General features: G+C 70.9%; 13 protein-coding genes. 3 read left to right on the plus strand and 10 right to left on the minus strand.

What is annotated here, in order from left to right; translation table 11 throughout:
* Positions 1 to 139: 139 nt before the first annotated feature.
* On the minus strand, positions 140 to 1,282 hold the full coding sequence (locus ACFY30_RS26895; protein WP_390847700.1) for a site-2 protease family protein: 1,143 nt from the start codon (positions 1,280 to 1,282) through the stop codon (positions 140 to 142).
* Between the two features lie 230 nt (positions 1,283 to 1,512).
* Between ACFY30_RS26895 and ACFY30_RS26900 the strand changes: the two genes are divergently transcribed.
* Positions 1,513 to 2,538 (plus strand): 6-phosphofructokinase, encoded by a 1,026-nt coding sequence (locus ACFY30_RS26900; protein WP_390847701.1) that lies wholly within the window; start codon positions 1,513 to 1,515, stop codon positions 2,536 to 2,538.
* A 101-nt stretch (positions 2,539 to 2,639) separates the two neighbouring features.
* Here the strand turns inward: ACFY30_RS26900 and ACFY30_RS26905 are convergent, their stop codons facing one another.
* The 4 genes from ACFY30_RS26905 to ACFY30_RS26920 all read right to left on the minus strand — a co-directional run bounded on the left by ACFY30_RS26905 (position 2,640) and on the right by ACFY30_RS26920 (position 6,415).
* Positions 2,640 to 3,527: a universal stress protein gene (locus tag ACFY30_RS26905; RefSeq protein ID WP_390847702.1), complete on the minus strand. Its 888-nt coding sequence runs from the start codon at positions 3,525 to 3,527 to the stop codon at positions 2,640 to 2,642.
* A gap of 206 nt (positions 3,528 to 3,733) precedes the next feature.
* Positions 3,734 to 4,891, minus strand: a complete 1,158-nt coding sequence (locus ACFY30_RS26910; RefSeq protein WP_390847703.1) for a hypothetical protein — start codon at positions 4,889 to 4,891, stop codon at positions 3,734 to 3,736.
* A gap of 500 nt (positions 4,892 to 5,391) precedes the next feature.
* Positions 5,392 to 5,991 (minus strand): lytic transglycosylase domain-containing protein, encoded by a 600-nt coding sequence (locus ACFY30_RS26915; protein WP_390847704.1) that lies wholly within the window; start codon positions 5,989 to 5,991, stop codon positions 5,392 to 5,394.
* Positions 5,992 to 6,118: 127 nt separating this feature from the next.
* The gene (locus ACFY30_RS26920) at positions 6,119 to 6,415 is read right to left on the minus strand and encodes an antibiotic biosynthesis monooxygenase (protein ID WP_390847705.1); all 297 of its coding nucleotides are present in this window, start codon (positions 6,413 to 6,415) and stop codon (positions 6,119 to 6,121) included.
* Positions 6,416 to 6,615: 200 nt separating this feature from the next.
* On the opposite strand from ACFY30_RS26920, the gene ACFY30_RS26925 reads away from it, so the two are divergent.
* Positions 6,616 to 6,789 (plus strand): hypothetical protein, encoded by a 174-nt coding sequence (locus ACFY30_RS26925; protein ID WP_390847706.1) that lies wholly within the window; start codon positions 6,616 to 6,618, stop codon positions 6,787 to 6,789.
* Positions 6,790 to 6,876: 87 nt separating this feature from the next.
* Here the strand turns inward: ACFY30_RS26925 and ACFY30_RS26930 are convergent, their stop codons facing one another.
* From ACFY30_RS26930 to ACFY30_RS26940, 3 genes are all read right to left on the minus strand, one after another.
* Entirely contained in the window at positions 6,877 to 8,070 is a 1,194-nt protein-coding gene (locus ACFY30_RS26930; RefSeq protein ID WP_390847708.1) for an acyl-CoA dehydrogenase family protein, read from the minus strand.
* 49 nt (positions 8,071 to 8,119) lie between these two features.
* A complete protein-coding gene (locus ACFY30_RS26935; RefSeq protein WP_390847906.1) occupies positions 8,120 to 9,025 on the minus strand; it encodes an oxygenase MpaB family protein in 906 nt (301 codons plus the stop codon).
* A gap of 273 nt (positions 9,026 to 9,298) precedes the next feature.
* Positions 9,299 to 10,615: a phytase gene (locus ACFY30_RS26940; protein ID WP_390847709.1), complete on the minus strand. Its 1,317-nt coding sequence runs from the start codon at positions 10,613 to 10,615 to the stop codon at positions 9,299 to 9,301.
* 265 nt (positions 10,616 to 10,880) lie between these two features.
* On the opposite strand from ACFY30_RS26940, the gene ACFY30_RS26945 reads away from it, so the two are divergent.
* On the plus strand, positions 10,881 to 11,816 hold the full coding sequence (locus tag ACFY30_RS26945) for an SDR family oxidoreductase (RefSeq protein ID WP_390847710.1): 936 nt from the start codon (positions 10,881 to 10,883) through the stop codon (positions 11,814 to 11,816).
* 146 nt (positions 11,817 to 11,962) lie between these two features.
* On the opposite strand, the gene ACFY30_RS26950 is transcribed toward ACFY30_RS26945, so the two are convergent.
* The gene (locus ACFY30_RS26950) at positions 11,963 to 12,424 is read right to left on the minus strand and encodes a hypothetical protein (RefSeq protein WP_390847711.1); all 462 of its coding nucleotides are present in this window, start codon (positions 12,422 to 12,424) and stop codon (positions 11,963 to 11,965) included.
* Between the two features lie 177 nt (positions 12,425 to 12,601).
* A complete protein-coding gene (locus ACFY30_RS26955) occupies positions 12,602 to 13,381 on the minus strand; it encodes an SDR family oxidoreductase (protein WP_390847712.1) in 780 nt (259 codons plus the stop codon).
* Positions 13,382 to 13,463 lie beyond the last annotated feature (82 nt).

Consider the following 13,463-nt stretch of genomic DNA (forward strand, 5'->3'; position numbering starts at 1 on the left):
CGGTCGGGTCGGGTGGTCGGTTCGGTGATGACGGCCGCCGTCCACGAGCAGCGGGTGGACAAGCGCGTCATGGCCGGCCGCGGCCGCGCACCCCGGACGTCGCACGAACGCGGACTGCCGGGCGGTGTCCCGGACACGGTCACGGCCCCCCGCGCCGCCCGGGAGCGGTGTTCATCAGCCAGGTCACGGTGCGGCTGACGTCCGAGAGCGAGACGATTCCCACCAGCCTGCCGCCATCCACGACCAGGACCCGGTGCTCCGCGCCCGGTTCCATACGTGGCAGCAGATCCGCCAGCGGGCCGTCCGGCCCGGCCACCGTGGCCTGCGACAGCGGCACCATCACCTCCCGCACCCTCACGACACCGGCCGCGGCCTGCGGCACCTTCCTGGCGCTGTCGAGGGTCACCAGCCCGACCGGGACCCCGTCGTCGGTCACCGGGAACGCCGAGTGCCGGTAGCGGAAGCGCTCGCCGGTGAGGAATTCCGCGACCGTGGTGTCCGCGGGAACCGTCAGAGGTTCGGGTGTCATGGCGTCCCGCACCGGCACACCGGCGAGCACGCCGCGCAGCTGGGCCTGCTGTCCCTCGGCGGTGGCCGTCGCGATGAGGAACCAGCCGATCAGTGCCAGCCAGAGGCCGCCGAACGCGGCGCTCGTCAGGAACGTGATCACACCGAGCGCGACGAGCAGCCACCCGAAGACCCGCCCCGCCGCGGTCGCCCCGGCCGTCGCCCGAAGCCGGTCCCCCGTGCGCCACCACAGGAACGCGCGCAGCAGCCTGCCTCCGTCGAGCGGGGCGGCGGGCACCGAGTTGAAGACCGCGAGCAGCACGTTGATGCCTGCGAGCCACGCCGCCATCTCCACCACGACCCCGGACGCGGACGCCAGGTCGAGCAGCCATGCGCCGAGGGCGAAGAGCCCGCCCAGCAGGAGGCTGACGAGGGGGCCGACTCCGGCGATTCTCAGCTCCGCGGCCGGGCTGGACGCCTCGGTCCTGAGCCGGGCTGCTCCGCCCAGCAGCCACAGCACGATGTCGTCCACATCGACCCCGTTGCGCCGGGCCACGACGGCGAGCGCCAGCTCATGTGCGAGCAGGGAGGCGAAGAAGACCACGGCGGTGCAGAGGCCGGCCGCCCAGTACACCGCCCAGGCACGCCCCGGGTGCGTCTCCGGGAGGCGGCCCTGCGAGAGTCCGAACGCGATGATGCCGAAGACGAGCAGCACGCTCCAGTGCACCCCGACCCGCACGCCCGCGATCCGTCCCAGAACGAACGTCGCCCTCACAGCGCTCTCCCAACTTCTCGCTGCGCTGATCCTGCCCACTTCCAGTGGAACCCCCGCCGCCCCTCCGGCGCAGCCCGTGAGCGAGCCGGCGGGGCCCGGCGTGCGTCGAGTGGCCGCTGCGGACCGAACGGGGGGAGGCTGGAAGCAGGCGGTCCGTGGTCCCGGCAGCGGCCCTGTATCGCCGTGAGGGCCGCGACTGCGCGGGCCGTCCAGCGGATGGGAGTGAACCCATGAGGGTCGGAGTACTGACCGGCGGCGGTGACTGCCCCGGCCTCAACGCCGTGATCCGCAGTGTCGTCCGCAAAGGCGTCGACCAGTACGCCTTCGAGTTCGTCGGGCTGCGGGACGGCTGGCTCGGCTTGCTGCAGGACAACGTCATCCCCTTGGACATCGCAGGCGTGCGGGGAATCCTGCCGCGCGGCGGAACCATTCTCGGTTCCTCCCGCACCAACCCGTTCACCCATGAGGACGGGCTGCGACGTGTACGGGACACCCTCGCCGCGCACGACGTGGACGCGCTCGTCGTGATCGGCGGCGAGGACACCCTCGGTGTGGCCACGGAACTGAGCCGTCAGGGAATCGCCCTGGTCGGGGTGCCGAAGACCATCGACAACGACGTCTCCGGCACCGACTACACCTTCGGCTTCGACACCGCGGTCGGCATCGCGACCGAGGCCATCGACCGCCTCCACACCACCGCCGAGTCGCACATGCGCGCGCTGGTGGTGGAGGTCATGGGGCGGCACTCGGGGTGGATCGCCCTGCACGCCGGCGTCGCGGGCGGGGGCAACGTGATCCTCATCCCGGAGCGGCCCTTCGACATCGATCAGGTCTGTGAGCAGGTGAAGAACAGATTCAAGATCAACTACGCGCCGATCGTCGTGGTTGCCGAGGGGGCCGCTCCGAAGGAAGGGCAGATGATCCTCAAGGACCAGTCGCTGGACGAGTTCGGCCATGTGCGGCTGTCCGGCGTCGGTGAGTGGCTGGCTCGGGAGATCTCGGAACGCACGGGCAACGACGCCCGCACCACGGTGCTGGGGCACATTCAGCGCGGTGGCACCCCGAGCGCCTTCGACCGCTGGCTGGCCACGCGCTTCGGGCTGCACGCCATCGACGCGGTCAAGGACGGTGACTTCGGCGTCATGGTCGCCCTGCAGGGCACCCGGATCGTCCGCGTCCCCCTCTCCGATGCCACGGCGAAGCCCAAGCTCGTCGATCCCTCGCTGTACGACGAGTTCGAGGTGTTCTTCGGCTGACCGGCCCGCCGCCCGCTGATGGACCGCGCAGCCCGCGCCCGGCGCGCCCGCACGCTCGCCGGCGGATCCGTCGATCCACCGGCACACCTGTGGGACGGCCGTCATCCGGCGTGCGGTACGACCGCCACCGGGCAGCGGGCGTGGTGCAGTACGGCGTGCGTGACCGGGCCCAGTCGGCCTTCGGCGGCCTGAGGATCGGTACGGCGGCCCACGACGAGCAGGGCTGCTTCCAGGGACGCGTTCACGAGTGCTTCCGCGGGCTGGAGCAACATGACATCGGTGCGGGCCGTCACGCGAGGGTACTTCGCCTGCCAGACGCGCAGCGCGTCCGAGAGCCGCAGGACCTCCTCGTCCTCCCACGTGGCACGGTCCTCCTCGGTCACCACCAGCGTCCGCGGAGAGACCGCCTCGGCGGGAAACGCCCATGCCTGGACCACCCGCAGACGTGCTCCACGCTCCTCAGCGGCAGAGAACGCGAAGTCCGCCGCCTCCCCGACCGGGCGATGCGCATCGAACCCCACCACCACCTGGGCAGCGCCGACGTCCGCGCGTGTCACCTCCCCGAAGGCGCTGGGCCGCTGGGGAACGAGGACGACGGGGCACGGGGCCGCCGCCGCCATCCGCAGCGCCACCGAGCCGACCGCGAGACCGTCGAAACCGCCCGTCCCCCGGGTGCCGACGACGAGAAGCCCGGCATCGCGGGCCGCAGTGAGAAGCGCCGTGGCCGGGGCGTCGTCGGCCTGCTCGCCCCGCACCTCGACATCCGGGTAGCGGTCGGCCAGCTCGGAGGCCATGCGCTCGAGCATGCGCGCACCCATGTGACGCAGCCGGTCCAGAGCCGGGCGGGGCACGACGCTGCCCGGAAGCGACGGAACGGCATGGAACAGGCGCAGGGGAACGCCGCGCAGCACGGCCTCCCGAGCCGCCCAGTCGGCTGCCGTCGAACTTCGTTCGGACCCGTCGACGCCCGCCAGCACAGGGTGACTCATCGCGTCCTCCTCCTTCGCCGGGCCTGGACCTTCGCGGGCGGCACACCGTTCTGCCTCGCCTCTTCCACTGTTCCACGGCAGGGCCTCTTAGGCCCCTGGACCGGCAGCGGGTCCGCGATGGTCCTGGCAGGGCCCTCATCGGAGCTGATCCATCAGATCGTGGCCGGGCCGGCGCCCGGAGAAGGCCAACGAGACGGCACGCCGCCCTATTTCTTCGGGGTGAACAGGAGCAGGCGGTCCAGGAGCAGTGAGGAGAGTGCGGGGCGGGTGAACGTCTTGGGCTGCATGTAGGCGCGGGCGACGACTTGGACCGTGCTCATGTCGACGCGCCTGGTGCCGCCGTATCGCGCGCAGTAGTCGGTGTGGGTGGACGGCAGCGTGGTCACGTGCGCGCCCGTCGGTCCGGTCTTGCCGGCCCGGCTGAAGGCCCAGGCGTAGAACTTGTCCGCGTTCGGCTGGTCGCGGATGAAGTCACGGGCGCTGCCGCGCAGTTCGCCGTTGTTCTTGGCCGCCAGGGACACGGCCGCCTTGGCGTCGGCGTAGACGGTCACACTCGAGTAGCTCGCCTGCCGGGTGGCCACGTGGTTCGTGCCGTAGGTGACGAGGAAGGACCCCTTCGGCAGTTTGAAGCTGGGGCTGAGCGGGTCGTCGGCGTCGTTCGACAGGGCGGCCACCCCCGGGCGGCCGGGCGGATCGGTCAGCAGGTTCTCCTGGAGCCCCGGATACGACTCCTCGAAGCCTCTGCGGACCACCAGGTCGCGTGCCGTGAACCCGGGATAGGCCTTGACGATCCGCCGGCGCAGCAGTTGCAGCGTCGGGTTGAGGCCGAGTTCGGTGGCCCCGGTTCCGGAGACGCGCAGCGGGGGAACGGGCAGGGGATCGGGTGAGTACACCGGCTTCGTCCGGTCTGCGGAACCGCCCTTCGGCCGGACGCGGAAGACCTGGAGCGGAGGCGCGGCGCGGTAGCGGTCGAGCGCCTTCTTGTAGCCGGGGTCGGGCTCGATCGTGCGCACGCCCATCAGGAACTGGTCCGAGTGCTTGCCGAGGCCCAGCCGGAACATGGCGGGCGGAATCGTCATGTTGTTCGTCGAGCCCCGCAGCCCGGCGGCGGCGAGCATCCTGTCCACCTCGGCCCGAGTGCGCTTGTGCCCCGTGACCACGAGGGCGAACGGCCGGTTGTAGGGCGTCGAGCCGGTCGTGCGTACCGTCTTGTTGTTGATCGGGTCGCCCACGGAAGGCCAGAGGAGCGGGCCGGTGGGCAGCGCGCCCCTCATCATGGTGAGGTCGAAGGAGAAGTACGCCTCCGGCGGTGGCGTCCTCCCGATCATGACGATCGCCTCGTCCTGTCGGAGACGCCATGTCACGGGTGGGTTGGTGTTGGGCGCCTGTCCTGGTACCTCCGGCAGTCTGGTGATGATGTACGGCGACTGCGGATTGGGCCACATGCCGCTGAAAACGGCTCCCTCGCAGTACCTCCGGTTCAGGTCGAACGTGGCCTCGGCGCCCGACTGTGACACGTAGCCGGATTTCGCCAACTGGCGCTTGAACTGCTTCACCTGCCGACTGAGGCCGTCTGCTGGACGGTGCTTCCCGTCGCCCGGGGCCTGGGCCCCGGGGAGGGAGAACTGATGCGACGCGGCTGGTGCCGTGGCGGCCGTCAGGCACGGTGCGGCCAGGAGCGAGGCGGCGATCACCGCGAGGGGGGCGGGACGTCGGCGCGGGGAGAGTCGGACCATGGCACACACCCGTATCCGGTCCGCCCTCCGAATCCGCTGCACCACACCGCTGCCGGCAGGTCCGTTCACCCTCTCAGAAGACACGAAGCCCGTTTCAGCGGACCCGACCGCTTGGCTGTGTGCGCCGCTCAACCGGCCACGGCGTCGCCCGGCCTGCCGCGGTCCGCCAGCACCTCGGCGGCCCGGCTCCGGTACGCGCGGAAACGGCGCAGGTACGACCGTGCCATGGGGCCCGGCGGGACGCCCCGGGCGAAGGCCCGCATGTTGCGTTCGCCCGCGTTGTAGCCCAGGGCGAGGAGTTCGTCGCGGGTGTAGCGGCGCACGTGCCGCGGGGGAAGGCTCCGGTCGAGGTCCTTCAGATGCAGGGCCGCCGCGTGGATGGCGAAAGCGGGGTCGTCGCGAAGGTCTTGCCACCGCTCCGACAGGCCGTGCGTTCGCCGCACCCCCTCGAACGTCGCACGGTGCATGTTGGCCAGTCCGAAGGACGCCTTGGGCTTCCACCACTGCCACAGCCGCTCCAGCAGCGGATGGTGCGGCTTGTAGGCCTCATTGTGGAGGACGGTCATCACGAGCAGGGCCGAAACCCCGGCCTCCCCCGCGCTGCGCACCACGCACGCGGCGTAGTCGGCCGGATCGTAGCCGCCGGGCCGCAACGGGGGCGTCCGGACGCCCTCACGGTCCACCGGCCGCGGCCGTTGCTTCGACAGCGCCCTCGGCCGCTCGGGCATATCCGCTCACCTCTCCCCTGCCGCCTGCCGTCCCGAGGTGCGCGTGCCCGCGCGGACCGGCCTCAATCCAGCACGCCGGCCCGCCGATCCGCACTGGCTCCGGGCCCCGTCGGGACGCCGGCGCGAGTCAGCTCAGAGAGGTGGGCGTGAAGTGGCGCACCTGAAGCGGTGCGACGAGGTACTCGTCCTCGCCCGGCAGAACCACGGGCTGGTCACGCCAGTGCTCGCCGGCATAACCGACCAGATCCCGCTCGCTGCGCCAGCGACTGACGTACAGCAGCGAGTCCGGCGGCGCGATCATCACCTCGTGGTCCACCAGCCCCGGGTAGCGGCTCGGGAACTCACGAACCGCAGCAACGATCATGTCGCGGAACGCCTCGAAACGTTCGGGCCGTACGCGTGCCTCACTCACCCTGATGATCACGGTCCTCAGACTGTCACGCAAGCAGACGCGATGCCACCGTCGTGCCGCATGCTGCCGTGCCCTCGGCCGCGGCGGCCGGCGGTTTCGACCTTCGCGGCAGGACACGGCGTCGTACCGCACCGGAGCGACGCACGGTCGGATCGTGGTTCTGCCTCTGCTTCAGGGGCACTCGGCCGGTGGGACTGTGCGGAGGTACTGATATGAGCGCCGGAGAGAAGGCCAAGGCAAGGGCCGAGCAGATCGTCGGAAAGACCGTACGAAAGGCGGCTCACGCGCTGCACAAGGAAACCCTCGCAGCGAAGGGCGCCGCCCTCGAATCACGGGGCAGGATGCGGGGCGGGAAAGAGAGGACCAAGGACTCCTTCAAGCACTGACAAGGTCGGTGGCTGGGGCGGGTGCCGCCGGAAGCCCGTCCCCGCGACCGGGACGGGCTTCGCCGACCCGGCCGGGCCCACGGTGGTTCAGACGAAGGCGCTCTGCCCGGTGATCGCCTTGCCGACGATCAGCGTGTTCATCTCCCGGGTGCCTTCGAAGGAGTAGATGGCCTCCGCGTCCGCGAAGAAGCGCGCCACGTCGTACTCCAGGACTATGCCGTTGCCCCCGAAGATCTCCCGGGCCCATGCCACGACCTCGCGCATGCGGGCGGTGACGTGGGCCTTCGCCAGGGACGAGTGTTCGTCCCGGAAGACCCCGGCGTCCTGCAGCCGGGCCAGCTGAAGCAGCATGCCCCAGCTCGAGGTGATGTTGCCCAGGCTCTTCACCAGCAGGTCCTGGACGAGCTGGAAACCCGCGAGCGGACGGCCGAACTGCTGCCTTTCGGTGGCGTAGCGCAGGGCCAGCTCGTATGCGCCGATCATGACGCCGAGGGCCTGCCAGGCGACCCCGCTGCGCGTGGCGCGCAGGATCTCCGCGACGTCACGGAAGGAGGACGCGTTCTGCAGCCGGTCGGACTCCGGCACGCGGACGTCGTCGAGGGTGATGTCCGCGTTCTCCACGATGCGCAGAGACGTCTTGTGGGCGATCTTCTCGGCCCGGAACCCCGCCGTGCCCCTGTCGACGACGAAGCCCTTGACCTGGTCGTCGTCGGCGTCTCGGGCCCAGACGACGATGTGGTCGGCGAAGGTCGCATTGCCGATCCAGCGCTTGGCGCCGTTGAGCACCCATGTGTCGCCGTCGCGCCGGGCGGTGGTGTGCATGCCGGCCGCGATGTCGGAGCCGTCGAGCGGTTCCGTGAGCGCGAACGCCCCGACGGTGTCCATCCTGGCCATGCCGGGCAGCCAGCGGTCTCTCTGGGCCTGGTCGCCGCAGGCGTGGATCGCGTACATGGCGAGTCCGTTGTGGACGCCGAAGAAGGTGGCGACCGAAGCGTCGACCCGGCTCATCTCCATCGCCATCATCCCGGTCAGCAGGTGGCCGGCGGCGGGGCCGTGGTCGCCGTAGCCCTCGTACGGCAGACCGACCAGCCCGCTCTCACGGAACCGCGTGATCAACTCCTTGGGGAATGTCCCGTCGGCCCATTGCCGGGCCACCAGCGGCTGCACCTCGTCGCGCATGAACGCCCTTGTCCTGAGCAGGACTTTGCGCTCGTCCTCCGTCAGGGCGGCCTCGAAGTCGTAGAAGTCGGCCACGTTCTGCTGTTCCGTGAGTGAGGTCATGGGGCCCTTGTTCCACGCTTGTGCCGTGCAATGCGCACTGCGGGGATCGTCACGTCCGAGGGGGAGGCAGGCCCGCACGGGCGGCGCGACGGGCCTCGCACGCGACGGGCAGGAAGCGCAGGCGCTCCGGCAGGAGCGGGACGACGGTGCGTACGACGGCGCCCAGGCGGCGCATTCTGCGCTCGTCCCGTGCCGTCCACGCAAGCCCCAGGCGGTCACGGGCGACGGGCGGCAGCAGGCCGGTCGTGACGAAGACGTGCAGGCGGGCGAGGGGTGGATGGACCAGCGGCCAGAGCCTGCGCACGAGTGCGCCCGAGCCGTCGGGCGGGGGAACCGGCCGCCGTGGGTCGAGCAGTTCACGCAGGACCACGGTGTTCTCCAGCTCCTCCCGCACCATCCGGTCGAAGTAGGGCCAGTACTCCTCAGGCGTGGCCGGCATGTCCCGCCGCCTGATGCCGAGGATGTCGCCGAGCCGGAGCAGTTCGTCGTACAGGCGGCGTTCCTCCCCGTCGTCGAGGGGACGGGACAGATAGCGGGCGGACGTCAGGAAGACGGGATAGGCGGTGGCGTGCACCCAGGCGTAATTGGCCGGGGTGAGCGCATGGTAGGAGCGGCCGTGGGAATCGGTGCCGCCGATACGCCTGTGCACCGTGCGCAGCCTGCGGCCCTCCTCGACCGCCCGTTGACCGCCGTAGATCCACAGCTGGAGGGACTCCAGGGAGCGGTGTGCCCGGCCCCAGGGGTCGGTCCGGAACACGGAGTGTTCGTCGACTCCGGCTCCGACCGCGGGATGGGCGACCTGGAGCACGAAGGCGGCGGGGAGGGAGAGCAGCAGCCGTACGTCACCGGCCCGGTCCCAGAGCAGGGTGCCCGGGCCGAACGGCTCCGGTTCGGGGCGGGTGTCCTCTCGGGCGGGCCGGGCGGCCCTGGTGCTGTGGTCGGGAGAGGCGTTCATGTCACCACGCTCCCAGGGGTGGGCGGGGTCGGCGTCGAGATCGGCGAGGCCGGCGCCCTCGAGGGGCACACCACTCAGCCTGCCCCGGTCCCGAGCGCGAGGCGAGCCACGCCGAGGCCGCACCTGCCTCAGTCGATCTCCGTGGTCAGCCTGTCCCGTGAGCGGCCGATCGCCTCGTGTGGTGTGCCCAGGGGCTGTCGCCGACCATGTGTCGTCACTGCCGCCGGGTGCGGTGGAGCACCCGGCGGCGGGAAGGTCGGCGCGGGGCGGACGTCACAGGTCGGCGGCGTCCACGACATAGCCCAGGTCGACGAACTTGAAACCGGTCGCCGTGCGGACATCGCCCTCGCCGTCGGGGACCTCGGGGGTCTCGTGCCCGTCCTGGACGACCAGCAGGCCGTCCGGGAAGCGGCTGCCGAGCGGGGCGTTCAGCACGGCGGCACCGTCGCATTCCTCCGAGCCGTCGAGCGTCGCGGAGGCCGCGCCGATACGGAAACCGCCCTCGTACTCGTTGCGCTCACCCACCTCACGGTCGTACAGGGCGAAGGTGTCGTCGCCCTGGCTGGAGGCGAAGAGATGGCCGTCGCCGTCGGCTTCCTGGAACAGGGTGAGGCCCTCGACGTCCGCGGTGAGCCGCTCGCCGCCGAATCCGGGGTCGGCGCCGGCCGTGCACTCCTCGGTGGTCTCGTCGTAGACGCCGGGGACGCCGTACTCGCGGACCTTGTCCACCAGAACAGGCTTGCCGGTCAGGTCGGCGGGCAGCCGCCAGATGCCGACGTCCTCCTGGGCGGCGTAGAGCGTGCCGATGGCGGCGTCCACCACCATGCCCTCCACCTGGGGCAGTTCACCGGGCTCGGCGCAGGGGGACCAGGTGGTGCCGTCGGGCAGGCGGAACGACGACGGGAGGTCGAGGGTGCGGATCTTGCGGTAGCCGACCGTGCCGCGCGCGGTCGGGGTCAGTTCGACGAGGGCGAGCCGGGTCCGTTCCCGCCGGCTGACCACGGCGTAGGAGCGGCCGGTGGCTCTGTCCCGCCAGGCGGCGAGGCCGTACGCGGTGCGCTGGTCGTTGATCTCGGCCTGGTCCTGGGAGAAGACCGGGACGGCGGCCGGGTCGGTGATGTCCGCGAGCGGGGCGTCCGGCAGGGACGGGTCGACGCGATAGATCCGCAGCCGGTCGTTGCCCCGGTCGCTGACCACGGCCACGTCGGCCCGGCCGGTGGAGGTGCGCAGGCCGGTGACGAGGTCGACGTTGTTGAACCGGCCCGGGGCGTCGTCCTGGGCCGGCGGACGCGGCACGGGCAGCGACTGCACCAGGCGAGCGTCCAGGTCGTACACCCGCAGGCCGCCTTCCTTCGCGGTCGCGATGACGAGGCTGGCGTCGGGGTCGCCCGCATTGCGCCAGATCGCCGGGTCGTCGGCGTCGGAGTTGCCGCCCGCCTCGTCGTCGTAGAGCGCGGGAGTCTCGCCTGCTGGGGTGACCGTCGGCAGGCGCTCGTCGCCGGCCCCGGCGGGGGCGGCGGTCAGAAGGGCGACCAGTGCGGCACCCAGGGCGAGGGCGGACGCTCTGCGTAAAGTGCGATGCGTTGTCACAAGCGCTTCCTTAGTCGGTGTCGAGGACATGCCGATCTTGCGGGGAACACTTGGCGAACAGCGGACCGTGAGCTGTACAGGTGGTCACAGAAGAGACGACCGTACGCCAACTGTCGTTCAGCCTCGCACCATCCGCGGATGCGGCCTCCCGTCACGGCGGGACACCGCGCCTTCCCACTCCGTGACGATACGGACAAAGCATATGTTTTCGGGTAGACAGACAGGGGTGGGTCCCGGCGGCGGCAGCAGCGAGGAATGAGGCGACATGCGTGACATCGACGGCACCGGGGGACACCGGTCCTCCCCCGGCACACCGCTGAGCGGGCGGGTGGCGGTCGTGACCGGCGCCGCCCGCGGTGTCGGCGCGGCCCTGGCACAGCGCCTGTCCGAAGCCGGGATGCTCGTCGCCCTGGTCGGGCGTGAGGAGCAGACCCTCCGCCGGGCGGCCGCCTCCTTGCCGAACAGGAGCGTCTGCCTCGAAGCCGATGTCACCGACAACGCCGCGCTCGAGGTCGCCGCCCACCGCGTGGAGGATGCGCTGGGTCCGGCAAGCGTGGTGGTGGCCAATGCCGGCATCGCCGCCAGCGGCCCCTTCACCCGCACCGCGGCCGACCTGTGGCGGCGAGTCGTCGACGTCAACCTCGTCGGATCCGCCAACACAGCCAGGGCCTTCCTCCCCCAACTGGAAACGACCCGAGGCCACTTCCTTCAGATCGCGTCCACGGCCGCCTTCGGCTCCGCCCCCATGATGAGCGCCTACTGCGCCTCCAAGGCCGGCGCGGAATCCTTCGCTCTCGCCCTGCGCGGCGAGGTCGAACCGGACGGGATCACCGTCGGCATCGCCTATCTGCACTGGACCGGCACCGACATGGTCGCCGACATCGACGATCACCCCGTCCTGCGAGCCCTGCGACGCAACCAGCCCTGGTTCGCACGACAGGTCCACACGCCCGCGCGGGTCGCCGACTGGCTGGCCGCCGGCGTCATCCGTCGCGCCCCCTACGTCTACGCACCACCGTGGCTGCGCTGGTGCCAGCCCCTGCGGCCGCTGTTCCCGGCGATCGTCGGCCGGATCGCCCGGCACGAGATGCGCGCGCATCCCCCCGGCGAACTGGCGGGCGAGGTCACGGTTCTGGGCGCCGGAGGCCGCGCCGACTGGGAGTCCCACGTGTCCACCCCCCGCCCCTCCCCCGGTCCGTAGACACCTCCGCCCCGGGTCTTCGGATCCGGAGGGTGCGCGCCGGAGACGACTCGACGAAGCCGCATCACGTACGCGAGGGTGTCCAGCGGTGGTTCAGGGCGGGGCCAAAGTCCTTGAGGGCTGTCGACTTGAGGGGGTGGACGCACCTACGGTTCAGCCTCGAGATCTTCGCGCATGGCGGCTCGCAACGCGTCGAGCGCGGAGTCGTATCGGACGCGGTGTTCCGCGTAGTCGCCGCCTTCGAGGAGGAGCCCGTCGGCAACGGCGTTCCGGAGGTCACGGAGTGTGCGGTACAGGTCTTCCGATGGCTCGACCACCTCCCTGGCTGCGGAGATCGTCATCTGGTGGCGGAACCCGGAGCACGGATCGAAGGCATCCCAAGCGGCCTTTCTGCGCTCCGCACGGGACGCCTCCGCGTCTCTGCAGAGGCGACTGAACGTGAGCCTGGCCTGAGACAGGGCGGCCAGGTAGTTGCCGTACAGGACGCGGCGCGCCTCGGTCCGCTGGTCGATCCGGTCGCGTTTCCAGCGCCGGCGCTCGAGGTAGCCGGCGGACATCGTGGCGATCACACCGCCGACCATGGTGCTCGCGAGGGTCATCCACTCCACCGTCGAAAGGATAGGAGGAGTGCCGTCCGACGAGTAGGCCGCAGTGGCCGGGCGGGCCACAGGAGTTGCCGCCGGGTGCTGTTTCCTCACGGAGCCGGGCCGGTGGGGGCGCGCGGGTATGGGGTGGGAGGAAGAGACCGTGGCCTGTTCCTCCCACCCCATACCCGCCCGCGCGTGTCAGACGGTCTGCGCGGTGGGGAGGACGGTGATCTCGGTGAGGTTGACGTGGCGGGGGACGGCGGCCATGAAGGCGACGGTTTCGGCGATGTCGGCGCTCTGGAGGACGTCGATGTCGTGGATGAGGCCGGCCATGAGCCGGGAGGCGTCGGGGTCGGTGACGTGGTCGGGGAGTTCGGTGTCGACCATGCCCGGTTCGACGGTGGCGACGCGGACCATCTTGCGGCCGAGTTCGACGCGCAGGAGGCGGGTCAGGTGGCTGATGTAGGCCTTGGTTCCGGAGTAGACGGAGAACTTCTCCAGGATGCGGGTGGCGGCGATGGAGGAGGTGTTGATGAGGTCGGCCGGCCTGCCCCGGGCGGCGGAGTCGGTCAGGTGGGGGAGGAAGGCGGCGATGACGTTCATCAGGCCGGTGATGTTGAGGTCGATCTGGCGCTGCCAGTCGTCGACCTTGAGTTCCTCGATGCCGGAGATGAGCTGGACGCCGGCGTTGTTGAAGACGAGGTCGGCCTTGCCGAACCGGTCGGCGACCCGGTCGGCGGCGGCCTGGACGGCGGCGCGGTCGGTGACGTCGACGGCGAGGGCGTAACCGGTGCCGCCGGCTGCCTCGATGTTCTTGACCACCTGGTCGAGCCTGTCCTGACGGCGGGCCAGGACCACCACGGCCGCTCCGAGTTCGGCCAGGCGTTCGGCGGTCGCGGCGCCCATACCGCTGGACGCACCCGAGACGACGGCGACGCGACCGGACAGCGGGGTACCGGAGAGCACGACAGCAGACATGATCGTTTTCCTCTTCACGTGGAGTTCAGGGGGTGACAGCCGGAGGGAGGAACCGGGGCCGGACACCTCGGTGGAGAAACCG

Origin of the sequence: Streptomyces sp. NPDC000345, assembly GCF_042898825.1 — a bacterium.
Lineage (GTDB): Bacteria > Actinomycetota > Actinomycetes > Streptomycetales > Streptomycetaceae > Streptomyces.